This is a genomic window from Microcoleus sp. MON1_C1 (assembly GCF_036701945.1).
Classification (GTDB): Bacteria; Cyanobacteriota; Cyanobacteriia; order Cyanobacteriales; family Microcoleaceae; genus Microcoleus.
Genome location: NZ_JAUBRO010000012.1, coordinates 126357 through 152310 on the forward strand (window position 1 = coordinate 126357; position 25954 = coordinate 152310).

Genomic DNA, 25954 nt, shown 5'->3' on the forward strand with positions numbered 1-25954 from the left:
TTTTTAGTTCTAAACTGCTTTAAGCCTCTACCTTAACTCCTTTCCAAAAAGCAATATATCCGGCAATATTTTTAGCAGCATCTTTCGGAGTAGGATAGTACCAAGCAGCATCTTTATTAACTTGTCCGCCGACTTCGACACTGTAGTAACTAGCAACACCTTTCCAACCGCAAGTAGTGTGAGTGCTGCTGTCCTTGAAATACTCGCGGTTGATGGCATCGGCGGGGAAATAATAGTTGTTGTCTACAATTTCGCACTTGTCGCTCTCGGCCAAAACGGCACCATTCCAAATTGCTTTCGGCATCAGTTTTTCTGCTTAAATTGAGATTCTCAATTATTGTAACTGTATTTGTGCTCAAAAGGCATAGAATAGTTTAGAAGCCAACAACCAACTACTGCAAATGTCAGCGTCTAATCCGCCAATATCTTCTGTGCCGCTGCCCCTGGAACAAGCACTCAAACATTTTTTTGGCTATGACTCTTTCCGCCCGGGGCAGCAGGAAATTGTCGAAGCTGCTTTACAAAAACGGGATATGATGATTGTCATGCCGACGGGCGGTGGCAAGTCTTTGTGTTTTCAATTACCGGCACTGTTGAAACCGGGATTGACTGTGGTTGTTTCGCCGTTAATTGCTCTGATGCAAGACCAGGTGGAAGCTTTGCAGGATAATGGAATTGGGGCGACTTTTCTCAACAGCACTTTGAGCAGTCAGGAAACCCGATCGCGCGAAACTGCGATTCTCGAAGGTAAGATTAAATTGCTTTATGTTGCACCCGAACGCTTGCTGGGTGAGAGATTTTTACCATTTTTAGATATAGTAGCAAATAAGTTAGGAATTTCGGCATTTGCGATCGACGAAGCCCACTGCGTTTCGGAATGGGGGCACGACTTTCGACCCGAATACAGGCAAATGCAACGAGTGCGCGATCGATATCCCGACATTCCCATTATGGCACTAACAGCCACCGCCACCGAGCGCGTCCGCCAAGACATTATCCAGCAGCTAACTCTGCGAAATCCCTACATCCACGTCGCCAGCTTCAACCGCCCCAATTTATACTACGAAGTTCGCCCCAAAACCAAACACAGTTTTGCCGAAGTTTTGCAAATCATCCAAAAAAAAGGCGGTTCGGGAATTATCTATTGCCTCAGCCGCAAAAAAGTTGACGACGTTGCCTCTAAATTGCAACAAAGCGGCATCCAAGCTTTACCATACCACGCCGGCATGAACGATGTCGATCGCGCAACCAATCAAACCCGCTTCATTCGCGACGACGTGCAAGTAATGGTAGCCACAGTAGCCTTTGGCATGGGAATTAACAAACCCGACGTGCGGTTTGTAATTCACTACGACTTGCCCAAGAATCTAGAAGGATACTATCAAGAATCAGGCCGCGCAGGCCGAGACAACGAACCCGCCCATTGCAGCTTATTTTACGGCTACGGCGATGTCAAAACCATCGAATACATCATCGAGCAAAAACCCGATCCGCAAGAACAACGAATTGCCCGCCAACAGTTGCGCCGAGTAATCAACTATGCAGAATCCAGCGATTGCCGCCGCACAATCCAGTTAAGTTATTTTGGCGATTCATTCCCCGGAAACTGCGGTACTTGCGATAACTGTTGCAACCAAAAACCAGTAGAAGACTGGACAATTGAAGCACAGAAATTTCTTTCTTGCGTCGCGAGATGCCAAGAAAAATTCGGCATGAATCATATTATTGACGTGCTGCGCGGCTCAAAAAGTCAAAAAGTATTGCAATACCAGCACCACCAACTTTCTACTTACGGAATTGGCAAAGATAGAAGTGCTGATCAATGGAAAAAGTTGAGTCGCTCGCTGTTACATCAAGGTTTTTTAGACGAAACAACAGACGGGTTTCCCATTTTGAAACTGAATGAAAAAAGTTGGGAAATCATGAAACGTCAGCGCACAGTTGAAATCGCCATTGAACCGCAGCAGGAAGTACAGGGGAAAGTTCGTTCTTTGGCAGTAGAAGTAGAAGCTTTATTTACCATACTGCGGACACTACGCAAACAAATTGCCGACGAACAATTTGTGCCACCTTACGTAGTTTTTGCTGATAAAAGCTTGCGAGATATGGCAGAAAAACGCCCGCAAAATCTCAGAGAATTCGAGGAAGTTTACGGCGTTGGCAGCAACAAGCGAGATAAGTACGGCAAAGTTTTCTTGGAGGCCATACGCACTTTTTGCCAAGAACAAGGATTGCCAAGTGGTGCTGCATCTTCTGAGGTCGCTAATCTTCCCAATCTTGCTAACGTTGCGTCTTATTCGCAGATGCAAACCTGGGAATTATACCGACAAGGTTTGACAGTTCAAGGAATAGCCAATGCGCGGGGTATGAGTCCTAATACTATTTCTGGGCATCTGATAGAATTGATGGAAATGGGTAGGGAAGTTGATATAAATTTGTTGGTAGAATCGGAACGCCAGCAGGCGATAGTGTACGCAATTGAAGTTATGGGGGATGAGAAACTGAGAGCGATTTATGATTTTTTGGAAGAACGTTATACGTTTGAAGAGATTAAGTTTGTGCGCGCTTGGTGGCGCCAAAATTATGTCAGTTTTTAACCGCAGATGTAGGCAGATGAACGCTGATTGACGCAGATAATTAATGGATAGGAGGGGAAAATGAGAATTAAGAAAGTAGCTTTTTGCGATAATGTATTAGAGTGGCGTTTTGAACCAATCTATTTTTCTAATCTTGCCTTGTTAGTTGGGGTATCTGGCGTTGGCAAAACTCAAATACTTAAAGGAATTTTACGTTTAAAAGAGATAGCGAATGGTGCTTCGTTAAATGGCTTAGCCTGGGATATCACATTTTTTACAATCAACGATGTGGAGTACCAATGGCAAGGCGAGTTTGAAACAAAAAAAGTTCCTGTCCTAATTCCAGATGAGGAAGACGAAGCCAGTAACTTTAGGATTGTTCGCGAGCATTTATCTAGAAATGGGGATACAATTATCGAAAGAAACTCTACCGAAATCAAGTTTAAAGGAAACACAACGCCAAAACTATCACCGTTTCAAAGCGCTGTGCAAATCTTAAATCAAGAAGAAGATATCTTCCCAGTTCAGCAGGGTTTTAATAAAGTTATTTACAGTGATAACTATAGCTCTTTTAATGGAGGACTAGCTATACATCACAGGTTAATGTCAATATTTGCCTCAAGTAAAGTTTCATTAAAAATCAACATTTCATTGGATAGTATTAAAGCAAGTAATTTGCCAATCCTTCTAAAAATGGCTTTAATAGCCACCGATTATTTAGATGTGTTTGATAACATTAAGCGCACATTCAGAGATGTATTTGCTCAAGTTGAAGATGTTAAAATAGAAGCAGTAAAAGAGAATGATAGTCTATCATTTTCAGCTTATCCCGTGCAAATCAAAGAAAAAGGTGTCAATAATTGGATTTCTCAAAATAACATTTCGTCTGGAATGCTGAAAACGCTAATTCTTATTAGCGAAATCTACTTATCGCCAGAAGGGACTGTTATTCTGATCGATGAATTTGAAAATGCTTTAGGGATTAACTGTATCGATTTTGTTACTGATTTGCTCACGGAAAACCGAAATATTCAATTTATCCTCACCAGTCATCACCCTTACATAATCAACAATATCAGCATGGAATACTGGAAAATAGTAACTCGCAAGGGAGGTGTAGTAACGGTAACTGATGCTAAAGATTTGAACCTGGGAAAATCTAGACATCAGGCTTTTACGCAATTGATTAATCTCGAAGAATATAGCGAAGGAATCAAAGTTGGATGAATCTCTATTTTTTAGTCGAAGGGATGCAATCGGAGAGAAAAGTTTATCCAGCTTGGCTAAGTCATCTGTTGCCCGAATTAACACGAGTTCAAAGTTACGATGAGGTGAATGAAAAAAATTATTACCTGATTAGTGGCGAAGGATATCCATCATTATATGATTTTATTCCTCCTTCGATTGAGGAAATTAACTTAAGCGGCAAATACAACTATTTTGTCGTGTGTCTTGATGCCGAGGAAAATACTGTTTCTGAAAGGCACGCAGAAATTTATGATTTTTTAAATTAGGAAAAGCTAGTATTAAAAAATACAGAACTTGTGCTAATTGTTCAAAATCGCTGCTTGGAAAGTTGGCTGCTGGGCAATCGCAATATTTATGCAACACATTCTCAAAAGTTAATACATCCTAAGAATCAATTTTTATTAGATTATACTAAGTATTATAATGTTTCAGTTGACTGTCCTGAAAAAATGGGAAGATATCCAGATTTTAATACCCATGCTCAGTTTCATGGAGCTTATTTGAAAGTGTTATTTGAAGCTAAGAATACCACATATTCTAAAACAAGACCCGGAGATGTACTCAAGCCATTTTATTTGGAACAGCTATTGACAAGAATTCAAGTTCAGCCTGAACAACTGACTACTTTTCGTCAGTTTATCGATTTTTGTAATATAGTTAAATCCAAATTGCCAAGTTAAACGCAACAATTGTAGGAATTACGTACAACCTCTATCTGTAGGGTTCCATGCACACCACACCGAGAGCGCTATAAGTAGCGCGTCACAACACTTGGGCTTCTCTGTGTTCCGCCTGCAACCTACACTTTAGAATTGTACAATAAATAGTTGACTTCGTTAGCCAACCATTCGTTAAACAGATTGTGCAATATTTCTTGATACCGTTCAGGGGTTAATTCCGCCGGGAGAAACTTTTCAACCAGGAACAAGTGATATCCTAGCTCTGTTTCAATTGGACGAATCACTTCTCCGGGTTTAGCGCTAAATACAGCGATGGCTATGTCGGGTTTTAAACCCCACCGATAAACCTTGCCTTCGCAACCGCATATATGCCGACGATTTTCGTCAATATCGTAAAGGTGAGCGGCATCAAAAAAGCTGATTTCTCCTTCTTGAATTTGATAAAAGAGTTCCTGAGCAAGCTGGGGGTTAGCCACAATTATTTGATAAAGAATTATTTGATCGAATTGCAATTTGTTTTGAACAAAAATCTTTTCTACTTCTTTGCTGAACAAGTGTTCTGCTAGTTTTTTGCTGAGGAGCCGATCGCCAATTCCGGCTTCTAAATCTTCTACAGAAATCATCTGATCGACCAGCCAAGCAATCGTGTCCGCCGCTTTCTCCAAACGCTTCTCGCGGCGGAGTTGGTCGCCCACAGCTTGAATTTCGTCGGGAGTCACAATTAACCCCCGTTCCCGGGCTGCTTTCTCAATAACTTTTTTCTGCAAAACCTTTTGACTAAATGTTTTTAATTGCATCTCTTGTCTGAGTAGTTCGATGATTTCACTTGCTTCAATCAAGGGACCGTAAAAATCCTTCATCTTTCTCTCTCAACCTATATAACTTTATTAACTTCATCCTCCGACGCTACCCGCCGGTAATTAGCGTTAATAATTTAACGCTTGGCTACAAGATGTCATTTGGCAAACTAATAAAATCAGCATTGCTCAAAGTTGTTGCACCCGCTGCGTTAACTGTTCCCAAAACAACAGCTAAAATGCGATCGCCATTATTTGAACTAAACTTGACCAGAGTCGAGTCTGTCGTACCGTCACCATCCGTATCAAACGCGACGAGTGTCAAGTCTGTTACCGAAAGTCCCCCTATCAGCCCAATTCGATCGCCTTCAGCGGGATTGAAATCCACGACTCGATCTGCTAACAATGGATTAGCTGCTGCACTAGCTGTTTCGGGTCTAAAGGCAAAGGTATCAGCGCCGCTACCTCCAATCAATGTATCGCTTCCGAAGTCGCCGCAAAGAAAATCGTCGCCGTTGCCGCCAATCAGTAAATCCTGACCTTTTCCTCCCCGCAAAGTGTCGTTTCCATCGCCTCCATCGATCGCATCGTCACCTCTGTTACTTGTGACAATATCGTCGCCGCTTCCTGCAAAAATTTGATCGATCTCGCTACCGCAAATAATCACATCGCTGTCGCTGGTGCCCAGCCAATATCCGTCGCCGTTGCTGTCGTAGCTGATAGTTAATGCGCCAGGATAGTTTTCTGGGGCGATCATTTCTGGAGGGGGGGTTGTCTCAGCATTGCTGTTGTTCGTATTGTGAGCGGGAAGTGCGATCGAATTATTGCTGTTACCGTTATCTGTGGGATTAGAAGTTATCGCGCTGCTGTCACCACCACCCGTACCGATCGCATCCTCATTATTTGAGGGTGTTGGCGGTGTTGGCGGTGTTGGCGGTGTGGGTGTTGGCGCTGTGATATTAATTACCGGTGCAGAGCCTGTAGTAGCCGGAGCAGGCGCAGGTGCAGGTGCAGGTGCAGGCGCAGGGGCCGAAGCTGTGGCGCTAGTAGTTGGCGGAGTATCTAAACCGCTGCTAGCTGAGGCGCTCGCACTGCTAGAAGTGTCGCCGGGAGCCGATGCTGTCTGAGGGCTGCTGCTGTTCCCTGTCGGAGAAGTCGCTGTCGCGCTGCTGCTGGCACCGCTGCTGTCTCCTAACGGTGCAGGTGCTGGTGCAGGCGCAGGTGCAGGTGCTGGCGCAGGTGCAGATGCTGGTGCTGGGGCCGAAGCTGTGGCGCTAGTAGTTGGCGGAGTATCTAAACCGCTGCTAGCTGAGGCGTTGGCACTGCTAGAAGTGCCACCGGGAGCCGATGCTGTCTGAGGGCTGCTGCTGTTCCCTGTCGGAGAAGTCGCTGTCGCGCTGCTGCTGGCACCGCTGCTGTCTCCTAACGGTGCAGGTGCTGGTGCAGGCGCAGGTGCTGGTGCAGGCGCTGGTGTTGATGCCGGGGCCGAAGCTGTGGTACTTGTCGTCGGAGAAGCCCCCGACGAGGCTGTAGCTGTAGCGCTGCCGCTGCTCGAGGTGGCTCCCGGAGTATAGACTGTTTGGCTGCTGTTGCTAGATGCTCCCGTTGGAGAAGTACCTGTCGCACTACTTGTACTCCCTGCACCGCTGTCGGAAGTGGATGAAGTGGATTGGGCAGAACTGCTGCTGCCTCCTGAAGCCTCGCTGGGAGTATAAATATTAGAATTGTTAGCTGTTGGGGCTGATTCTGAAGATGCTGAATAGTTAATAGGTTCACTACTACTTGCACCAGTTCCACCCTCTAACAAGCTAGAGCCACTTGGACTGCTGCTACCGACCGTTAGGGTAGGAGGAGCAGATGCGTCTAATAGAGGCATCGCTGTTAATCTCCTTAAAATTTGTTTTAAGCTGGATAAATCAACTGAAGATTGCTCTGGGTCAAAGCAATGGAGCTATACATTTTTATTGTGATTTCATTACCCTATCGAGATAAGAAAAATTATTTAATTTCTCTTATTCACGGAATATAGTTTGGGAAATTGGGAAATGACCCCGGAGTGTAGGCGATCGCAAATACCTGACCGTAAGCAACCGCTAGAGAACCACCGTAAGGCGAAGATACTGCCCAAGACTCAGAATTAGCAGCAGTTGAGGTGAATGCACCGCTCGCTGAGCCGAAAACACTGATATCGACTGAAGCAAAACCGCCAACAATATTGCCTTTGTGAGAAACTTTCTCCAAATATGTCAAATCCTCAATTGTCATTGATTTTTACCTTTATCTGATTACTCTTCTTGGATACGGCTGTAATCTGGACGAAAAAACTGTGTAATTCTATCGTTCCGCTGCCAGCAGTCGGACTTGTTTAACTAGCAGCGGGCGACTGATTCCTAATTAACTGGAAACCGATACGGAAAATGCACCGGATGAACTCGAAAAAGGAGTCGTAAATGTGTCGCTAGCTGCCTTGGTAAATGAGTCAAAACCGATCGCGCCGGCATTAGCGTCGGCTACCGCTACGTTACCAATTGCTAGACCAGCAGTAAATGAACCGAAGTAAACTTGGCCGAGAATCAAATCAAATTCAGTGAAACCGCCTTCGATTCGGGTTGCTTCGGACACAACTTCTACATGATTCAGATCAGAAATAATCATGGTTTTTTCCCTTTACTATTGCAGGTGTGTTCGACTCAAAAACTGTGTAATTCTATCGCTCCGCTGCCAGCATTTGGGGCTTATTTAACTAGCAACGGGCGACAGATTTCTAACTGGAAACCGATACGGAAAATGCACCGGATGAACTCGAAAAAGGAGTCGTAAATGTATCGCTAGCTGCCTTGGTAAATGAGTCAAAACCGATCGCGCCGGCATTAGCATCTGCTGCAGCTACGTTACCAATTGCTAGACCAGCAGTCAGCGAAATGAAAGAAACTTGGCCGAGAATCAAATCAAATTCAGTGAAACCGCCTTCGATTCTGGTTGCTTCGGAAACAACTTCTACATGGTTCAGGTCTGAGATAATCATGGTTTTTTTCCTTGTTTGTTAACTGCTTGCTCGAAGCAATCTTGTTTGCTTTCGATGTACCTAATATATCTGGACTAATTAGAGCTGTGTTGCCAATTTGGCAGATTTGTGGAAAATTTAAATGTAAAGTTAACTTCATAAATATTTGTAACTTTTTTTTTTCAAAAGCTACAGAAAATCGATGTATTTTGACAGAGAAAAACCAGCCTCGTTTTATTGTCTATTGACGAGACTGCAAGATTGTAGTATTGGGCTCAATTGATAACTTGTATTGACAAAGACTGCCCCGGCCAAACCGCAGAAATTACAGGTCAGTTTGTCTTTTTTTACCACCTAACAAATTATCAGGTCCGATGGCCACAGCGTGTTGCCATTTTGGCATATTTATCGGAAATCAGAATGTAAAGATAACTTGAGGAAATTTTGTTAAGAGCGAGAGCGAAAACTGTGGTGTGCCTACTTAAAAACCCGATCGCCCGCGGTGAGTCAACCAAAAAATTGGTACACCCAACGCCCGCAATCGGGTTGTCGGTCTCTCGACTAAATTACTTACCCGCCCAATTAAACCAGCGCGTCTTACATCCAGCCCAAAATCCTTGATTGTGAACATCAACCCCCGGCGCCGAGATATTTAAACCTGCGCCGGCTACTTCAGCTACAAAACCTGCGGTATCTGAGTGCAACTCGCTACCCATCGGAATTGCATCACCCCCTCGAACTCCGGCTCGTTTTTCCCTCACCACTTCCACATAATCTAAATCCGCAATTTTGCCCAATGCAGGCTTAGTTTCGGATTTACTCGACTTGCTGATTTGACTGTTTTCCTTAAGCAAGCGGTTGGAAGTACGGTAAGGGATGTAGTCGAGAGGGTTGTAACCCGTGCACCGCAAAAGTAAAAAACAAGCCCAAGAATACTTTCCTGCCAGGATGGCTGAAATTATCTCATCCAATTGTTCTGGTTTGATTCCAATTTGAGAATGATTGGCAGAATTGTGGAATTGGGAAGTCATTATTTTATCCTGTTTTGTGTATAGAGAGTGACAAAGGACAACAACCACTTAACTAAGTTCTACAAACTCATGCCGCCTTTTTGTAGCTGCTTGAGAGGGTCAAGCAAAATGTCGGCTATGCTGCGCTGGCGAATGACAATTTCTGCTGTAGCTGTTTGGCCAGCTTTGAGTTTCCAGGTTTGATTTTTGGCTTTCACTGAGTCTCGATCGATACTCACTTCCACCCGGTAAAAAACACCCAATCGCTCGTCTGTTTTGGCATCCGGCGAAATAGATAAAACTTTTCCCGGAATCACGCCGTAATTTTGATAAGGAAAAGCATCGAATTTGACTTGCACCGGCATTCCGGTTTTGACAAATCCCGCTTCTCGGTTCGGTAAACTGACTTCCAGCACCAGAGGAGCCTGATTCGGAGTCATTTCTGCAATAGTTTGACCCGGTTGAACTACTTCGCCAGTGTTGTGAATGTTGAGTGCGGAAATGACTCCGCTGACGGGTGCGTAGAGAAATCTTTGTTTGAGCTGATTTTTTGCTTGAGCGAGCAGGGTTTGGGTTTCGGCAATTTTGGATTTGACTTGATTTAATTGCATTTCCAACTGCTGAATTTTTTGCTCTTTTTCTAACTGCGTTTGGCGCGCTGCGGCTTGTTTGCTGGCGGCTTCGGCTTGCAGTCGATCGACTTCTGCCAGTTGTTGGGTTAATTCACCTTGGGCTTTAGAAATGGCGCTTGTTCGATCGCGCAAATTTTGCTCGACTTCAAACAGCCTTTCCTTAACCCCAGTTGCATCAGACAGTTGACTCCTGATCGCAGCACTTTGCCTGTCGCGAACGGTTTGCTCGACTTCAAAGGCGCGATCGTCAGCCTGAGTTGTCTCCCCCAACTGGCTTCTAATAACGGCATTTTCACTTTCTCGCAGAGCTTCCTCAGCTTGAAACAATACGTCTTTTGACAGTGCTCCTTCATCTACCAAAGGTTTGAGACGCGCGATCCGCTCTTTGTGAGCAGTCACTTTTGCTTGCAACCCGGCCAGCAATTCTTGAGTCTTGCGTTGCAACGGTTTCACCTGATCGCGCCGCCCTTGCTGCGAGTTAATATCTGTTTTCAGTTGCGAGAGCAAGTCTTGCACATTCTTTTCCAGAGGTTTGATCTGTTGCTTGCGCGCTTGCTGAGACACTAAATCTGCTTGCAATTGCTCGATTTGAGACTGCGTGGTGGCGGCTGAAGCGCGAGCACGGGCGATCGCAGCTTCAGCCCCCCGCTGGTCGGCAGCAGCAATAGCTTGGCTCGCTTCAACTTCCAGTCGAGTTCTCTCGATCGAACTCATCTCTTGCATCAATTGAATCCGATAAGCGTCCAGAATTTTCTCAAGACGCTCCACCTCGCTCTGGGCATTCGACGGGTCTAACTCGGCCAATAATTGTCCAGCTTTGATTTTTTGACCTTCTTTGATAGCGAGGTTAATAATTTTTCCCGTCTCCGTCGGGTGAATTTTGTAAACAGCGCCTTTGGGAACTAATTTGCCCTGAGCATGACCAACCTCGTCAATTTTTCCCAAAGTTGCCCACGCTCCAAAAGCTACGGAAAAAACCATTCCTCCTAATATCAAACGCTGCGGAAAAGATACTGGTGGCTGGTCGAGTACCGAGTGCAAAGAAGTAGACCAATTATTCGCCTCAGGCTGCCGTAACTTGGTAATATTGATACCGTCATTAGTTTGAGAAGAGCGATTTTGAGGTTCGACAACTTCTAAAGATCGGTCTTTTTTTCTGGGTTCGTTTTCTTGCCTAGAAGCTACGCCTCCATAGACTTCACCTATTTCGTTAGGAGCGTGGCCTAATTCTTTGACATCTTCTGAAAACATTGTATTTCCTCCAAATTAGTCTGTTGACTGTTGGCAGTTGGCAGTTGTTAGGAGCGATCAGTCAGGAGTCAGAAGTTAGGAGTCAGGAGTCAGGAGTCAGGAGGAATTGAAAACTATCTTTAGTCTTGTGTTGGGTGCTAATGACTAATGACCAATGACTAATGACTAATGACTAATGACCAATGACTAATGACTAATGACTAATAACTAATGACTAATGACTAATGACTTAAATATCGAGTTGTTGCTGAGCGAGGTGATAGTAAAGTCCGCGTTCAGCCATCAATTCGTCGTGGTTGCCTTGTTCGGCTAAAATGCCTTTGTCTAGAACCAAAATTCGATCGGCATTACGCACCGTAGACAACCGATGAGCGATAATAAACGCAGTGCGATCGCGACTAATGCGGGCGAGATTTTGCTGAAACCTGCGCTCAGATTCGGTATCCAGCGAAGAAGTTGCTTCATCCAAAACCAAAATCCGGGGATCGCCCAAAAGAGCGCGGGCGATCGCAATTCGCTGTCGCTGGCCCCCAGACAAACTCGTACCCCTTTCCCCCACAGGAGTTTGATAACCCAGCGGCATATCTTGAATAAAAGCATGAGCTTCTGCTAGCTTCGCCACTTCTATCGCCTCTTCCAAGCTTGCAGAAGCAGCATCGTTTCCGTTTTTATACAGCGTAATATTTTCCAAAATCGTTCCCGAAAACAAGAAACAATCTTGAGGAACAACACCCAACTGAACTCGCAGCGACTGCAAAGAAATGTGCCGAATATCGTGGCCGTCAATTGTCAGCCGCCCCTTTTCTGGATAATAGAAACCTTGCAGCAGCTTCACCAAAGTGCTCTTACCCGAACCGCTGCGGCCGACAATTGCCACCGTTTCTCCAGCTTGCACCTCAAAGCAAAGATTTTGCAGCGTATTGCGTTCCTCATCCTGAGCATAACGGAAAGAAACATTGTCAAACTTGACGTTTCCCTGAATGCGAGGCAGCACCAACATTGGCTTGTAAGGGCTTTCTTCAGGTTGGGCAGAGAATACATCATCCAAACGCTCGATCGAAACCAGCACTTCTTGAAACTCATCCCAAAGTCCCACCACTGAAAGCACAGGAGAAATCACGCTCCCAATCATCATATTAAAAGCCACAAATTGACCGATCGTCAACTCGTCTTGAATCACCAACATTGCCCCGTACCACAGCAAAGCCGTGCTGCCCAAAGTATTAATCCCACCCCCGATCACCTGCAAAGAATTAGCCAACTTCTGCCCGCGAAATTTAGCATTAATCATGGAGGTTAATTGGTCTTCCCAGCGCCAGCGCATTTCTCGCTCAGCAGCAGTTGCCTTAACCGTCGCCACCCCAGTAATCATTTCCACCAAAGATGAATTTTGCTTGGCACTTTCGGTAAAAACCTCCCGGGACACTTTTCGCAGAAAGGGAGTTGCGACTAAAGTCAAAATCACGATCGGCGGAATCAACGCCAGCACCAACAAAGCCAGACGCCAGTTATAGTAAACCATCAGTCCGATGTAAACTACAGCCATCAAAGCATCCAACCAAGCCGTAATAGCTTGGCGAGTCAAAAATGCCTGAATTTTTTGATTTTCCTGAACCCGCGTCAAGATATCGCCCACCTGACGAGATTCAAAAAACTTGATCGGCAAACTGAGAGTGTGACTGATAAAGCCGCTAATTAAAGTCAGGTCAATGCGGTTTGACAAATAATCCAGCAAATACTGTCTCGTTGCACCCAACAGCGTTCGCCAAACACTAAACAGCAGCAGTCCGATCGCAAAAACGTGCAGAGTTACTATGCTTTTGCTGACAACTACTTGGTCGAGAATTACTTGGGTAAATAGGGGAGTAACTAGACCAAATATTTGGAGCAACAAGGAGAGGATCAGAATTTGGGCGATCGCAGCGCGGTAGGGCCAGACTATGCCAACAAAATTTTTAAGTTTGATTCCTTGATGTTCGGCACTATGGTTGCGGTAGAGTTCCGCTGTCGGGTCTAAAATTAGGGCGTACCCAGTCCAATTTTCGGTAAAAGTTTTAATGCTCATCCACCGCTTGCCAGCCGCCGGATCAGCCACTAAAACCTCTTGATTTTTAAAGCGGTAAACTGCCACGTAGTGATTGCCTTGCCAGTGAGCAATCCAGGGATTTTGATTTCGCAGCGGAGTTAAAGAAGCTCGCACGGGACGGGTTTGAAATCCCATCCTTTCCCCTGCTTTTGCCAGACTCTTGAGCGACGCGCCGCTGCGGCCGATTTCGGCCAATTCGCGCAAGTAATTTAGGCTGAATTTTTTACCCCAATATTCGCTAATCATCGCTAAGCAAGTAGCTCCACAATCTGCTGCGCTCTGTTGTTGAATGAAGGGGTGTCTGCTGCTCAACCAGCGCCGCTGCTTGGGTTTGGGGAAGCTGATGATTCCGGTTGCGGGTTTTTGCTGAGGAACTGCGGTTAATTTTGAGGGCTCGGTTTGTGAGGTAGATCGGGCATCTTGGGGCGGCGTTACTAAGCTTAAAATTGGAGGTTTGCGGATGATTTTAGGGCGGGAATTGCTTTCGGAACTAATTGTGGCTTTGGCGATTTCCCACTGTTCGCTGCTAAGCTGGTAAATTAGCAGATCTGTTACCGCTATCCAGTCGCTCTTTACGTCTGAATGTTCCCAGTTACTGCCGATCATTGGCGGTGCTTGACCTTGAATTTGACCGCTGCGGAGCCAAAAATGATTGTTGGAGTTTTGGCAATGCTCAGCAATGGAAACTCCGGCAGGAATTCGGCTTTCTTCTATGTAAGGAAGTAAGTGCGGCCACAGAAGCTGTTGTTGGTGGGGAGGGAGCGATCGCAAATCTGTTTGTGTCTTGAAAAATATTAACCGCTGTCGCTCTTGAAATTCTTGCTGCAAGTGCTGTTGCAGTTGCGGGAACTCTTCTAAAACAAGCTGCATTGTTGTGGCCGCAATTCGAGCGATTTGGCAAGTGCCGGCCGCAATTGCCCTGTAAGGCAGTCCGCTTTCAATAAATCGGTTATCTGTCCCAAATATTGCTCCGACTTCCAGTACCACCGCCGAAATCTCCTGCTGTTGAGACGGTTCTACCGCTAGCAGCCTGACTCTTCCCTCGCAAACTAAATAAAAATTGCGATCGCTCTGTTCTTTTTCAACGAAATTGTTGCTATCTGATGTTTGATATTGAGTGATTTCATCTCCGAGCTGAAACTCGCAAATTTCACAGGCTGTATTTAATTTCGCCACTAATGTCGGCCCTGCACCGACTTCCTCGAAAATTTTCTGAATAGCCGGGAAATTTTCCATGGCTTCTCGGGTTTTAACTATGTGATTTTTAACCCCTAAATTTTTTTGCATACCTCACCCTGTCAAAAAATTGTTTCAATTTTTTTGAATTACAACTAACCCGGCTATGAGCAATTTTTATTGGTTTAGTTGCAATTTAGTTGGCTTAAAAACTGTTTGTCGATATTTCCGACTAACCCCCCTTAGTTACGCCATCCCTTCAACGCCTTTAGGATATATAAAATTGCGTTTTTTCAGGATTTTGTGGTGATTACGTAAGTTTGGTTTTGGCTGGCTCCCAGTTTAACTTACAAAATCGTGATTTTGGCTACCTGTAAGGGCAATCTTTACCTAATCTTTATAAATCTACCGTATTATTACGGGATAATTATGAAGATTTTGTGAAGGTGGGGAGGCCAATGTTCTGCCCGGTATACGTATATCTACGTAAAAACTTCCATTCAGGATGCAAAAAACTATCAATTTTCGGCGCTTGTTTGTGAAGTCCAGGGCCCGATCGTGGTAAAGAAATATTGATTGCTGTTAGTTTGTAGCAGCAATTAAAGCAATTAATTCACCATCTAATCTGCGTATGTAACCCAGGGTAAAAGCATCTCAATCCGGCTTGACATAAGAACTCAGAGGAATCTAATGTAGAGTCAATGAAACAAAAACGGAAAACTCGAATCATATAATTGTTGTCCATACTCGTCCGCTTCATTTTTTGTCGGAGACTACGTTTGTAAGTCGGTTCGCGATTGAGGGCATTGAGAGCAATGCGGCGGAGGAGAGAAAAATTATGGGGACTTTGGAAAGAGCGAATCCCGCAAGAATCTTCTGCAAAAGTACAATAAGCGTGCCCAGTGAGCCTGGTTTTCCATCCCCCAATGTTTTGGGATCTCGACCTAAAGGTTGAGCATCACTGTCTAAACAAGTCAGATAAAACTGAACTTCACGGGTGGTTTGATTCCAAAGATGACGCACCCGGACAACCATAACAACACTCTGAAGTCCTGCCGATAGTCGAGGCTGGTAAATAACACCAATCGCAGCAACTGGGACAGACCAGACTTGACGAATTTCCGTGCGATAATGTCCTTTTTCAATGCGTTGTTCATAACTGACATCAACAGAATGAAAATTCTGTGCAGAAACTTGTTTAAACCATTGTTCCACCTGATTGATGGTAGAGAGTGGGGTGATTTGCCTTGAGTGCCCGAACATAATCAGCTTTCTTGTCGATAATCTTTTTGGCCATCTCGCTCTGTCTCCCCATGCCATCAATGGTGATAATAGAGCCTGTAATATCTAGTAATTCTAATAATGCTGGAAGAGCAGTAATTTCATTAGATTTATCTTCTACCTTCCTCTGTGCCACAGCTAAATTTTGTTGGCTGGCAAGGGCACTAATCACGTGTAGTGCTGATGAACCGCGATTGCGGTCGTAAGAACCCCTAATCGTCTTTCCGTCTATGGGAATTATCTCTCCTTTCATCTTTGTAACCAGAGTTTCTACCCATTTCAAGAAACAACCATTCAATTCTTCTGGGTTGATGAACTCAAATACCCGTCGGAAGGTGTCATCTGGGGGGATTCCATTGGATAACGCCAAAAACTCTTGTAACCACTGTTGCTTGCTGAACCCGTAATTTTCTATGTCTTCCCATCCTTGTTGCGCTCCGGCTATGACTGCGAGAATCGCAATTATCAAAATGTCTGGGAGTTGATGTTTCTTAGTCCGCTCTACTCTTGGGTCTTTGATGTCTCCAAAATGCTCCACTAAGCTCTGTTGCATAGCTCCAATGGATGCTACTTCTGGAGGCTTTCTCTGAGGAAAAAAACTTTGCTTAGCCTCGGCTGATTTAGTAGTATTAAATCCTTCCGACATAAAACTTAATTTATTGAGTTTTTCAACGGCAGTATTGTTGTTATCACACTTATCTTGCTCTGATGTCAAGTACGTTTTTTACCAGGTCACTTATGCTGATATTCTTTGATTTGTCAAGTTCATATTATACCAAATCAGATGAGCTTACCCTCGGTATGTAACGGATTAAAGTAAAGTGGAAAATTCTGCTGTTGATAACGGCCTTTCATTGGGGAGTGACTTCTGTGAAGACCCAAACCCATCACTATCGCTACCCATCACTATCCGTCTAAACCGCGATTAAAAGTATCGGTTTCTGTGCTTAACGAATTTTGTGCGATCGCAGTCAGTGTATTTGCTCTCCAAAAGCATGGGATAGTTTAGAATCCAACAACCAACTACTGCAAATGTCCGGGTCTAATCCGCCAACATCTTCTGTGCCGCTCTCCCTGGAACAAGTTCTCAAACATTTTTTTGGCTATGACTCTTTGAACCCGGGGCAGCAGTAAATTGTCGAAGCTGCTTTACAAAAACGGGATATGATGATTGTAATGCCGACGAGCAGTGGCAAGTCTTTGTATTTTCAATTACGGGCACTGTTGAAACCAGGATTGACGGTGGTGATTTCGCCGTTAATTGCTCTGATGCAAGACCAGACTGTTGCGGTGAGTCATTAACGCAGAATCCAGCGATTGTCGCTGCACAATCCAATTAAATTATTTTTGGGATTTATTTACAGGAAATTGTGGCAATTGCGACAACTGTTGCCATCAAATACCAGTAGAAGACTTGACAATTGAGGCTATAAAATTTCTTTCTGGCGTGGCGCGGTGCAAAGAAAAATTCGGCATGAATCGCATTATATAGCAATCCTTGCAAGAGTCGTAAATTTTTTACCCCACCCCAACCCTCCCCGAATCCGCTCTCAAGGAGTAAGAAATTCACAAATGATGCGAGGATTGCTATAGACGTGCTGCGCGGTTCTAAAAATCCAAAAGTTTTGCAAGGCCAGCACCACCAACTTTCTACTTATGGAATTGGTCAAGACTGAAGTCTACACGATTTATGGGAGGAAGGCTACTCTTCGGCACATCTTAGCCGTATCATCTGTTGTTTAGTTCACCCTACTTCATGCCGTTTCACCGGAGTTCGGCTCAATCAAGGCAACTGCTAGTAATTGAGCAGCCTGCACGTTACTCATTGCGACTTCCCAAATGCCTTTTGCACAATAGCTGTAAAAGTCACGAACAGGCAGAAACAATGAAAGCTACTGGTAAGGTGTATACAATTGATTTGGCTGGAAATCAGTATCAAAGCCCTCGCTACTTGCAAAGTCGGGCCAGGATTAACTCCCTCATCGACCATTATATGTCATTGGAAGTTTTGAGCGATCGACTTTCCGATCTACCCCAGCAATTTTCCGCCCCGCATCCCCGCCCTTGGGAGCCCATAGATTGGCAAGGAATCAATCGCGACCAAATTATTGGTGTCAAGCCAGAAATATTTTTACAAATTTTGGCAAGTGCGGCAGAAATTGAAGCTCCCATCCGCAGCTACGGTAGAGAAAGTTGGTGCTATTTACAGCATATTTATCCGCAAATGGCGCGGTTTATGGGAGGAATTTTTGATGACAATGGCAACATTTTAGAGATAGGTGTCTGGGAAAAAGAAGAACGCCAACATTGCCCGACATTTAGGAAAATTTACCAGCAACTTACAGCAGAAAAACTGCAAGTTAAACCTAACTCTGTGAATGGCTGTCAATCCACAGGTGACGCTTGGCAAGATACTTACAAACACGTGATTAGTCGCCTGAGTACCGAGTGGGGAGCTACTTCGGTTTATTTATGGTTGATGGTACACTCAACTGGAGCGTTGCAACAGGCAATTTCCCAGCCTTTACAGGATGAAATCAATCATTTGGCTAAGTTTTGGGGTTTCAGCCGTTGGGCATTCTCCCAGAGTTATTTCAATCAACTGAAAGGCTCTACCAAAAACCTGATTGCTTTGCTGAAACACCATCAGATTGAACGCACGCACGGCAATGATGTGTTTAATACTTCACTCAGTCTCAAACAGATTTCTTTGGTGTTGGAATTGACTTTTACATTCACGCGAGTGATGGTGCGGCTGCGGCGCTGGAACCGCGAACTCAGTCGCAGTTATCTCAGACATTTGTTTGGCACAGCACCGATGGTGGATGCACCGCGCAAGGTCGCTTAAATAGGACTTATGCAAGGGAGCAATTTTTACACTATTTGTGGGGATAAGGTGCGGTGTGCTTCGCCCTACAGATAGTGTCTGTGGGTAAGTCCTGTTAACAAAATTAAACCCGAATTGCAAAATTAAACGCTCGCACTTCAGAGACAATCCAAATTAAAAGGTAGTATAAATCATGCAAATTACGATCGCCCTTCCCGACAATCTCCCCCTGACTGAAGCCGATGTGCGAATAGAATTGGCGATCGAACTTTATCAGCAGCACAGCGATCGTGACTGAAATATTGAAGTGCGATCGGGCGTCATTTTCAAGTTTTATGGTTTAGCTTGTGGTTCCCACTTACAGATAGACTCTGGCTTGAGAGGACAAGTCTTGGGTGCGATCGGATTTCCGCTGAGATGGAGTTCTCTCAGGTTAGTCAAGGATTCCAACGGTTTGATGTCGCTGATTTGACTGTTGGCAAGGATGAGCCAGCTAAGGTTACTTAAGGATTCTAGCGGTTTGATGTCGCTGATAGGATTCTCGCTAAGGGAGAGCAATCTCAGGTTAGTCAAGGATTCTAGCGGTTTGATGTCGTTGATTTGATTGTTGTCGAGGGTGAGCCAACCAAGGTTAGTCAAGGATTCTAGTGCTTTGATGTTGTTGATTTGATTGTTGTCGAGGGTGAGCCGAGTCAGGTTAGTCAAGGATTCTAGCGGTTTGATGTCGATGATTTGATTGTTGGCGAGGCTGAGCAACTCAAGGTTTGTCAAGGATTCTAGCGGTTTGATGTCGTTGATTTGATTGTTGTCGAGGCTGAGCAACTCAAGGTTTGTCAAGGATTCTAGCGGTTTGATGTCGTTGATTTGATTATTGGCGAGGCCGATCACAGTCAGGTTAGTCAAGGATTCTAGCGGTTTGATGTCACTGATTTGATTGTTGGCAATGCCGATCCGAGTCAGGTTTGTCAAGGATGCTAGTGGTTTGATGTCGCTGATTTGATTGTTGTCGAGCCAGACCCAAGTCAGTTTAGTCAAGGATTCTAGCGGTTTGATGTCGCTGATTTGATTGCTCAGGAGGATGAGCCGAGTCAGGTTAGTCAAGGATGCTAGCGGTTTGATGTTGCTGATTTTATTGTCAATGAGTCTGAGTCCCCTGAGACTCGAAAGTTTCCGATCTGCCGCCTCGCACTCATTAGTCTCTGCTTTCTTCAACAGCACATCAACAGTATGTTTAAGTTCAGGACTCAAATCAGCTTTTTGGCGACACCAATCCGCAAATGTTCTGTTTCCCGATCGCACTTCTGCGGCTTTCACAGAAAGTACATTTCCAGATAATGCTACGATCGCACTTAAAGCAATTACTATTAACCTTGATAAATTCATGTATTTCTGTGCAACTATAACTGTCATCATTTTGTATCTCTAATTATCTAAATAGACAACGGCAGGTTGACAAACTGTCACGACAATGCAACAAAGTTGTAAAATACCTGTGATATTAAACTTATACTGAATAATTTTATCTCCGAAAACTCAGGAAAATACCCTATGAACGGCCCAGCATCTTACGCATCATCTCAAATGACCGATCGCGATCGCGCTAACCTCAGCCGCCTGATCGATTACACTTCCATTCAATCGATACCCGAATTTTGGGCGATCGTCAAACAACAATTCGGTCAAACCGTCGCCCTCCACGACCCCCACAGCCAGCCCGAAATCAAACTCACCTACACCGACCTCTACCAGCAAATCCAGCAATTCGCCGCCGGCCTCCAAGCCCTCGGCATCGAACCAAATCCAGGAGAACCCATCCCTCCCCGCGTCGCCCTCTTCGCCGACAACAGCCCCCGCTGGCTGATAGCCGACCAAGGTATCATGATGGCCGGGGCAGCCAACGCCGTTCGAGGCGCCACCGCCGACCCCGAAGAACTTTTGTACATCATCCAAGACAGCGGCAGCACCGCCTTGGTAGTCGAAAACCGGGCATTACTCAAAAAACTGCAACACCGCCTCCCGGATTTGCCCATCCAACTCATCGTCCTCCTCTCCGACGAAGAACCGGAAACCAGCCAAACCCTAAGCACAGTCAAATTTTCCCAAGTCATGACCACAGGGGCAAACCGCCCCCTCAAACCCACCAACCACAAGCCTCAAACCCTCGCCACCCTCCTCTACACCAGCGGCACCACCGGCAAACCCAAAGGCGTCATGCTGACTCACGGCAACCTGCTGCACCAACTCACCACCTTGGGCACAGTTCTCCAGCCCGAAGCCGGCGAATCTGCCCTCAGCATTCTGCCCAGTTGGCACGCCTACGAACGCAGCGTCGAATACTTCCTGCTTTCCCAAGGATGCACGCAAATTTACACCAATATTCGCTATTTCAAGCAAGACTTTAAAACTTACAAACCCCAGTACATGGTCAGCGTTCCGCGCATCTGGGAATCGATTTACGAAGCCGTCCAAAAGCAATTTCGGGAACAGCCACCTAACAAACAAAAATTGGTGGATTTCCTGTTATCTGCCAGCCAGCAATACATAGAAGCCCGCCGCATTTGCCAAGGATTAACTCTCAGTTTGAAACCGGCTTCTGCTTCCGAAAAACTAATCGCCCGCACCAAAAGCATTCTGTTGTCGCCCGTACACGCCCTCGCCGAAAAATTGGTTTACCAAAAAGTCAGGGAAGCTACAGGGGGACGCTTAAAATGGGCGATTAGCGGCGGCGGTTCTTTGGCCGCCCATATAGACAATTTCTTTGAAATAGCGAATATCGGTTTATTAGTGGGATATGGTTTAACCGAAACGTCCCCGGTTTTAACCGTCCGCCGCCCTTGGCACAATCTTAAAGGTTCCGCAGGACAGCCTCTAGCCCATACGGAAATTAAAATAGTAGACCCAGAAACCAGACAGCAACTGCCAAAAGGCCAGCGCGGTTTAGTATTGGCGCGGGGGCCACAAATCATGCAGGGCTACTATCTCAATCCCCAAGCGACTGCCAAGGCGATCGACCCCGAAGGCTGGTTCGACACCGGCGATTTGGGCTGGCTGACACCGGGAAACGACTTAATCTTGACCGGGCGGGCCAAAGATACGATCGTCCTCAGCAACGGCGAAAACATCGAACCCCAACCCATAGAAGACGCCTGCCTCCGCAGCCCCTACATCGACCAAATTATGCTAGTAGGTCAAGACCAGAGATCTGTCGGCGCCTTAATTGTCCCCAATGCAGAAGCTGTGCAGAAATGGGCAGAAACTCAAAATCCCCCTTTACACGAAATTGACTGGAATAGCAAGACAATTCAAGACTTATTCCGCAAAGAATTGAACCGAGAGGTGCAAAATCGCCCCGGATACCGCGCGGACGATCGCATCGGCCCGTTTCGGTTGATTCAGGAGCCATTTTCGATGGAAAATGGAATGTTGACCCAGACCCTTAAAATTAAGCGCCCGGTTGTGACGGAACACTACCGCGATATGATTGACGGGATGTTTTGAAATATTCGCAGGACTTGGGGAATGGAAAAGAAAAAATTATCCCAATACCCAAGTCCCGAGTCCGAGTCCTCAGTCCTGGGCCATTAGTTCATGTTTACCAACTAATGACTAATGCCTAATTCCTAATTGACAAGCAACAACTTTATGGAACCACAATTACTCTTGAAACGGTCGATTAACGTTAAAGTCGTCGTTACTCCCCGCTGGAAAGAAGAAGCTCAACAGCAACTCCAAGCCCAAATCAACCAAATAGACTCTCAGCTACAACAGCTCGAAATGCAAGGGCAGCGGATGGTTTCAGAAATCCAAAAGCAAAATCTGCAGCCCCCAGGCCCGCAAGTAATGCAGCAAATAGAAAACATTCAAGTGCAGGTGAATCAAAGAAAAAGCGAACTGCTAGAACAGAAAAACCAAAACCTGCAACAGCTTCAGCAAGTGCAGGTGCTAGACCTGGAACAAGAAGTGAGTCAAGGTCAAATTGACGGCACATTCACTGTCGGGCTGGGAGAAAACTTGATTCAAAAAATGCAAGTAGAAATTCTCCTCCGAGACGGCATAGTCGAAGAAATTCGAGGTGATATTTAGAAATTGGTAAGTGGTAATTGGCGATCGGTAATTGGCAATTGATTTAGAGTCAACAGTCACACATCAAGAATGCGAGAGACTGGCATAATAATAAGTATTGCCCGTGGCCGATCGCCAATGATCAATTGCCAAATACCGATTACCTATTACCAACACACAAGGACTTTTTACAGATGATTCGCGAAGTTTTCATGCCAGCCCTGAGTTCGACAATGACAGAGGGCAAAATTGTTTCCTGGGTCAAATCTGCCGGAGACAAAGTAGAAAAAGGCGAAACGGTGGTAGTCGTTGAATCCGACAAAGCCGACATGGACGTGGAGTCTTTCTACGAAGGCTATTTAGCAATAATTATCGTACCTGCGGGCGAAGTTGCTCCGGTGGGAGCAGCAATCGCCCTAGTAGCAGAAACGGAAGCCGAAATCGCCACAGCTCAGCAGCAAGGAGCCGGCGCCCCAAGCGCAGCAGCAGCCCCCGCTCCCAGCCCCGCTCCTGCCAGCGCACCTACAACATCAGTAGGTTTGCAGCAAAATGTCAGCCGCCAAAACGGCCGCAGCGTCGTTTCTCCCCGCGCTCGCAAGTTAGCCAAAGAGTTTAAAGTAGATTTGAATTCTATCAAAGGCAGCGGGCCCAACGGTCGCATTGTCGCAGAGGATGTGGAAGCAGCAGCCGGCAAAGCCCAACCCGCTCCGGTTCAGCAACCGGTAACAGTCCCCGCAGCACCCGCACCGGCACCCGCAGCACCCGCAGCGCCCGCCCCCGCAGCAGCCAAACCCGCACCCACACCAGTCCCGGCGGTGGCACTTTCTGGTCAAACAGTACCAATGAACGCGCTGCAAAATGCAGTGGTGCGGAATATGGAAGCAAGTTTGAGCGTGCCGTCTTTCCGCGTCGGTTACACAATTACTACTGATAATCTGGACAAACTCTACAAACAAATTAAGTCGAAGGGCGTCACGATGACGGCTATGCTGGCTAAGGCTGTAGCAGTAACTTTACAAAAACATCCTCTGCTGAATGCTTCTTATGTGGAGTCGGCGATTCAATACCGTGCTGATATTAATGTGGCGGTAGCTGTGGCGATGGACGGCGGCGGTTTGATTACGCCCGTACTGCAAAATGCCGATCGCCTCGATATTTATTCGCTCTCGCGCACTTGGAAGGATTTAGTCGATCGCGCCCGCACCAAGCAATTGAAGCCTGATGAATACAGCAGGGGAACTTTTACTCTTTCCAATTTGGGAATGTTTGGAGTAGACAAGTTTGACGCGATTTTGCCGCCGAATCAAGGATCGATTTTGGCGATCGGTTCTTCGCGGCCGCAAGTAGTGGCTAATGAAGATGGTTTGATGGGAGTGAAGCGCCAAATGCAGGTGAATATTACTTGCGATCACCGGATTATTTACGGTGCTGATGCGGCGTCTTTCTTGCAAGATTTAGCGAAATTGATTGAGACAAATCCTCAGTCTTTGACGCTTTAATTAGTTAACTGTTGACAGTTGACTGTTGACAGTTGACTGTTGACAGTTGACTGTCAATGTTTGGCAATCAACTATTCAAATTATCTCATCTGGAAAGCTTCCAACAGCTAAGATTTTATCACTTAGCTGAAAAAATATCAAACGAAATATGGTTTATTCTTAAAAAGTGGGACGACTTTGCCAAGGATACGATGGGCAAACAAAACAAATAGTGCGATCGGCTGATACTGGAGTTTAGACTAAAAACTGTAGTTTAGACTAAAAAATGATTGCAGCCAAAAGTAGCTGCCTTTGAATATTCGGCAAGCTGTTACTCAAAAACTCAAGAAGAAGAAGATTAAATAACTAATCTTGAAGACTTTTTGCGTCGAGAAACCCGTTTTTTCACAGTGGGATAGGACGGTGCCTTGGTTCGTACCCTTCCTTTTTCCCAACCAGGGGATTTTCCCCTCTGTTTAGGCATTTTCGCGGGAGTACCAATGTCAACTAAAACCGACAACATTGATTGGGCAACACGTCCTGGGGTTAAATTGGTTGTAGCAGATTGCCAAGGTAATACATTCTCAACCACTAAATCCCTAGCTAGCCAGAGTTGCCAACTCATCAACGGCATTAAATCACTCCAACGCTCGGATTGTTCCGGAGTTCTTAGGTTAGGCAATGTCCAGTGTAGTCGTTGCTTGACAAATTTATACCAATGATCCACTCCAAAGCGTGGTAAATACTTAAACCAGACTGTTTCTAGAGGGAGAGTTCGTTCTCCCACCCAAGCCAACCATAAGGGTGGAAACGGCTGACCGTTTGACATGGGCTTCATTCTTTGGACGAGGATTAAATTGACTCTGTGTTCAGCGGCACGATAAAAATGCAAGTCAAGCCATTGACTGACTCGAATTTGTCCCAACTGTGAATGTTCGTCAATTTCAATTCCCTGTATCCGCTTGGAGCCATGTGCTTGGGTCATTGAGTCTCATTTTCTGCCCGTGCTTACGTGGTCTACCGCGACCACTATAGGCTGGTGGTGCTGACCACAAACAGGCATTCTTTCGGACTCTCATTAAACAATCAGCTTGAATATCTGCTTGCGCCAGTACCCAATTTGCATTGCCATATTCTCGTCGATCTAAAACTGCTAAGACTGGATTAACGCTCTGTTCACAGACAAGTTTGAGTTGGGAAGCTGCTTGAAGTATAGGTGAAGACGCACTACTAATTCTTTCATGGAGTAGGGGTAATGCCCAGCTTCCTTGTGCGAATGGTATCCACGCAATGGTACTGTACCCTTGTCCAATAATTACGCCCCCCTGATATTCATGGGTTCTATCTTTTAATGTTTTAGCATCTGGTCTCCCCCATGCAGTGTGGTCAATTGCCACTAACAGATGTTCTGCTACGGGTACTTGCTGTTCTAATTGCTGGAGATACAGCAGCATCAGTTTTTTCCGGTCTGGCCTACAGTCTTGCAATGCCTCGTAAACGCTTGACCATTGACGATTGAATAATGGATTGAGCGAAAATTCGGCCAAACAGGCTGCATTCCTGGTGGTCATCACTGCATCCATGAGCTCGAATGTTGCATCCTTGCCTCGTACCAATAACTCGTATGCTTCTTGACGAAAGTCCTTTAATCGTTCACTGTTCATTTAAGGAGTGAATAGGTTTTTATTTTTCACCCTCATTCTCTCCTTAACGGTGGCTCTAGTTTTTCTTGGGCCACCGTTCTCATCTTTAGTTAGTCTAAACTACAGTAAAAAACGAGCGCATCTAAAAGTAGCTGCCTTTAAATATCCGGCAAGCTGTTACTCAAAAACTCAAGAGGGAGAAA

At 45.5% G+C, this 25954-nt stretch carries 21 protein-coding genes and 2 pseudogenes; 10 read left to right on the forward strand and 13 right to left on the reverse strand.

What is annotated here, in order from left to right; all coding sequences use genetic code 11:
- Positions 1-19: 19 nt before the first annotated feature.
- On the reverse strand, positions 20-304 hold the full coding sequence (locus QUA62_RS09415) for a DUF427 domain-containing protein (RefSeq protein WP_190738299.1): 285 nt from the start codon (positions 302-304) through the stop codon (positions 20-22).
- A 97-nt stretch (positions 305-401) separates the two neighbouring features.
- Here QUA62_RS09415 and recQ point away from each other — a divergent pair, with 97 nt between their 5' ends.
- Genes recQ through QUA62_RS09435 form a run of 4 tightly spaced genes read left to right on the forward strand, consistent with a single transcriptional unit; the run spans position 402 to position 4504 of the window.
- Positions 402-2597, forward strand: a complete 2196-nt coding sequence (gene recQ / locus QUA62_RS09420) for a DNA helicase RecQ (protein ID WP_333403554.1) — start codon at positions 402-404, stop codon at positions 2595-2597.
- Between the two features lie 60 nt (positions 2598-2657).
- Positions 2658-3803, forward strand: coding sequence for an ATP-binding protein (locus tag QUA62_RS09425; RefSeq protein WP_333403555.1), 1146 nt, complete (start codon positions 2658-2660; stop codon positions 3801-3803).
- On the forward strand, positions 3800-4090 hold the full coding sequence (locus QUA62_RS09430) for a hypothetical protein (RefSeq protein ID WP_333403556.1): 291 nt from the start codon (positions 3800-3802) through the stop codon (positions 4088-4090). The genes QUA62_RS09425 and QUA62_RS09430 overlap by 4 nt, the downstream gene beginning before the upstream one ends.
- Positions 4091-4120: 30 nt before the next feature.
- On the forward strand, positions 4121-4504 hold the full coding sequence (locus QUA62_RS09435; protein ID WP_333403557.1) for a hypothetical protein: 384 nt from the start codon (positions 4121-4123) through the stop codon (positions 4502-4504).
- A gap of 119 nt (positions 4505-4623) precedes the next feature.
- Here the strand turns inward: QUA62_RS09435 and QUA62_RS09440 are convergent, their stop codons facing one another.
- The 9 genes and pseudogenes from QUA62_RS09440 to QUA62_RS09480 form a co-directional block, all read right to left on the reverse strand.
- Positions 4624-5364 carry a peptidylprolyl isomerase gene (locus tag QUA62_RS09440; RefSeq protein ID WP_333403558.1) on the reverse strand — a complete coding sequence of 247 codons (741 nt, stop codon included), beginning with the start codon at positions 5362-5364 and terminating at the stop codon, positions 4624-4626.
- Between the two features lie 85 nt (positions 5365-5449).
- Entirely contained in the window at positions 5450-7177 is a 1728-nt protein-coding gene (locus QUA62_RS09445) for a hypothetical protein (RefSeq protein ID WP_333403559.1), read from the reverse strand.
- Positions 7178-7317: 140 nt separating this feature from the next.
- Positions 7318-7566, reverse strand: a complete 249-nt coding sequence (locus QUA62_RS09450) for a hypothetical protein (protein ID WP_333403560.1) — start codon at positions 7564-7566, stop codon at positions 7318-7320.
- A gap of 129 nt (positions 7567-7695) precedes the next feature.
- Positions 7696-7956 carry a hypothetical protein gene (locus QUA62_RS09455; RefSeq protein ID WP_333403561.1) on the reverse strand — a complete coding sequence of 87 codons (261 nt, stop codon included), beginning with the start codon at positions 7954-7956 and terminating at the stop codon, positions 7696-7698.
- A gap of 109 nt (positions 7957-8065) precedes the next feature.
- Positions 8066-8326: a hypothetical protein gene (locus QUA62_RS09460; RefSeq protein WP_333403562.1), complete on the reverse strand. Its 261-nt coding sequence runs from the start codon at positions 8324-8326 to the stop codon at positions 8066-8068.
- A 545-nt stretch (positions 8327-8871) separates the two neighbouring features.
- The gene (locus QUA62_RS09465) at positions 8872-9336 is read right to left on the reverse strand and encodes a HetP family heterocyst commitment protein (RefSeq protein WP_333403563.1); all 465 of its coding nucleotides are present in this window, start codon (positions 9334-9336) and stop codon (positions 8872-8874) included.
- A 59-nt stretch (positions 9337-9395) separates the two neighbouring features.
- The gene (locus QUA62_RS09470) at positions 9396-11198 is read right to left on the reverse strand and encodes an HlyD family efflux transporter periplasmic adaptor subunit (RefSeq protein ID WP_333403564.1); all 1803 of its coding nucleotides are present in this window, start codon (positions 11196-11198) and stop codon (positions 9396-9398) included.
- A 229-nt stretch (positions 11199-11427) separates the two neighbouring features.
- A complete protein-coding gene (locus QUA62_RS09475; RefSeq protein WP_445301649.1) occupies positions 11428-14520 on the reverse strand; it encodes an ABC transporter transmembrane domain-containing protein in 3093 nt (1030 codons plus the stop codon).
- 637 nt (positions 14521-15157) lie between these two features.
- Positions 15158-16387: pseudogene (locus tag QUA62_RS09480) on the reverse strand (ISAs1 family transposase); the annotation flags it as partial.
- Positions 16388-16773: 386 nt separating this feature from the next.
- On the opposite strand from QUA62_RS09480, the pseudogene QUA62_RS09485 reads away from it, so the two are divergent.
- From QUA62_RS09485 to QUA62_RS09490, 3 genes and pseudogenes are all read left to right on the forward strand, one after another.
- Positions 16774-17034 (forward strand): annotated as a pseudogene (locus QUA62_RS09485) (DEAD/DEAH box helicase); the annotation flags it as partial.
- A 296-nt stretch (positions 17035-17330) separates the two neighbouring features.
- Positions 17331-17417: an RQC domain-containing protein gene (locus QUA62_RS29340; protein WP_445301650.1), complete on the forward strand. Its 87-nt coding sequence runs from the start codon at positions 17331-17333 to the stop codon at positions 17415-17417.
- Positions 17418-17476: 59 nt separating this feature from the next.
- A complete protein-coding gene (locus tag QUA62_RS09490; protein ID WP_333403566.1) occupies positions 17477-18589 on the forward strand; it encodes a hypothetical protein in 1113 nt (370 codons plus the stop codon).
- Positions 18590-18901: 312 nt separating this feature from the next.
- Here the strand turns inward: QUA62_RS09490 and QUA62_RS09495 are convergent, their stop codons facing one another.
- Positions 18902-19981 (reverse strand): leucine-rich repeat domain-containing protein, encoded by a 1080-nt coding sequence (locus QUA62_RS09495; protein ID WP_190656118.1) that lies wholly within the window; start codon positions 19979-19981, stop codon positions 18902-18904.
- 135 nt (positions 19982-20116) lie between these two features.
- Between QUA62_RS09495 and QUA62_RS09500 the strand changes: the two genes are divergently transcribed.
- The 3 genes from QUA62_RS09500 to QUA62_RS09510 all read left to right on the forward strand — a co-directional run bounded on the left by QUA62_RS09500 (position 20117) and on the right by QUA62_RS09510 (position 24129).
- Positions 20117-22066, forward strand: a complete 1950-nt coding sequence (locus QUA62_RS09500) for a long-chain fatty acid--CoA ligase (RefSeq protein ID WP_333403567.1) — start codon at positions 20117-20119, stop codon at positions 22064-22066.
- Between the two features lie 144 nt (positions 22067-22210).
- Positions 22211-22651 carry a YlqD family protein gene (locus QUA62_RS09505; RefSeq protein WP_006631983.1) on the forward strand — a complete coding sequence of 147 codons (441 nt, stop codon included), beginning with the start codon at positions 22211-22213 and terminating at the stop codon, positions 22649-22651.
- A gap of 173 nt (positions 22652-22824) precedes the next feature.
- Positions 22825-24129, forward strand: coding sequence for a dihydrolipoamide acetyltransferase family protein (locus QUA62_RS09510; protein WP_333403568.1), 1305 nt, complete (start codon positions 22825-22827; stop codon positions 24127-24129).
- Positions 24130-24466: 337 nt separating this feature from the next.
- On the opposite strand, the gene QUA62_RS09515 is transcribed toward QUA62_RS09510, so the two are convergent.
- Positions 24467-25093: a hypothetical protein gene (locus QUA62_RS09515; protein ID WP_333403569.1), complete on the reverse strand. Its 627-nt coding sequence runs from the start codon at positions 25091-25093 to the stop codon at positions 24467-24469.
- The gene (locus QUA62_RS09520; RefSeq protein WP_333403570.1) at positions 25053-25772 is read right to left on the reverse strand and encodes a transposase; all 720 of its coding nucleotides are present in this window, start codon (positions 25770-25772) and stop codon (positions 25053-25055) included. Before QUA62_RS09520 ends, QUA62_RS09515 begins: the two co-directional genes overlap by 41 nt.
- Between the last annotated feature and the right edge of the window lie 182 nt (positions 25773-25954).

Coding starts and splice junctions, on each gene's coding strand:
- QUA62_RS09415 (WP_190738299.1), bottom strand. CDS start 304: ATGCCGAAAGCAATTTGGAATGGTGCCGTTTTGGCCGAGAGCGACAAG.
- recQ (WP_333403554.1), top strand. CDS start 402: ATGTCAGCGTCTAATCCGCCAATATCTTCTGTGCCGCTGCCCCTGGAA.
- QUA62_RS09425 (WP_333403555.1), top strand. CDS start 2,658: ATGAGAATTAAGAAAGTAGCTTTTTGCGATAATGTATTAGAGTGGCGT.
- QUA62_RS09430 (WP_333403556.1), top strand. CDS start 3,800: ATGAATCTCTATTTTTTAGTCGAAGGGATGCAATCGGAGAGAAAAGTT.
- QUA62_RS09440 (WP_333403558.1), bottom strand. CDS start 5,364: ATGAAGGATTTTTACGGTCCCTTGATTGAAGCAAGTGAAATCATCGAA.
- QUA62_RS09445 (WP_333403559.1), bottom strand. CDS start 7,177: ATGCCTCTATTAGACGCATCTGCTCCTCCTACCCTAACGGTCGGTAGC.
- QUA62_RS09450 (WP_333403560.1), bottom strand. CDS start 7,566: ATGACAATTGAGGATTTGACATATTTGGAGAAAGTTTCTCACAAAGGC.
- QUA62_RS09455 (WP_333403561.1), bottom strand. CDS start 7,956: ATGATTATTTCTGATCTGAATCATGTAGAAGTTGTGTCCGAAGCAACC.
- QUA62_RS09460 (WP_333403562.1), bottom strand. CDS start 8,326: ATGATTATCTCAGACCTGAACCATGTAGAAGTTGTTTCCGAAGCAACC.
- QUA62_RS09465 (WP_333403563.1), bottom strand. CDS start 9,336: ATGACTTCCCAATTCCACAATTCTGCCAATCATTCTCAAATTGGAATC.
- QUA62_RS09470 (WP_333403564.1), bottom strand. CDS start 11,198: ATGTTTTCAGAAGATGTCAAAGAATTAGGCCACGCTCCTAACGAAATA.
- QUA62_RS09475 (WP_445301649.1), bottom strand. CDS start 14,520: ATGGAAAATTTCCCGGCTATTCAGAAAATTTTCGAGGAAGTCGGTGCA.
- QUA62_RS09495 (WP_190656118.1), bottom strand. CDS start 19,981: ATGATGACAGTTATAGTTGCACAGAAATACATGAATTTATCAAGGTTA.
- QUA62_RS09500 (WP_333403567.1), top strand. CDS start 20,117: ATGAACGGCCCAGCATCTTACGCATCATCTCAAATGACCGATCGCGAT.
- QUA62_RS09505 (WP_006631983.1), top strand. CDS start 22,211: ATGGAACCACAATTACTCTTGAAACGGTCGATTAACGTTAAAGTCGTC.
- QUA62_RS09510 (WP_333403568.1), top strand. CDS start 22,825: ATGATTCGCGAAGTTTTCATGCCAGCCCTGAGTTCGACAATGACAGAG.
- QUA62_RS09515 (WP_333403569.1), bottom strand. CDS start 25,093: ATGACCCAAGCACATGGCTCCAAGCGGATACAGGGAATTGAAATTGAC.
- QUA62_RS09520 (WP_333403570.1), bottom strand. CDS start 25,772: ATGAACAGTGAACGATTAAAGGACTTTCGTCAAGAAGCATACGAGTTA.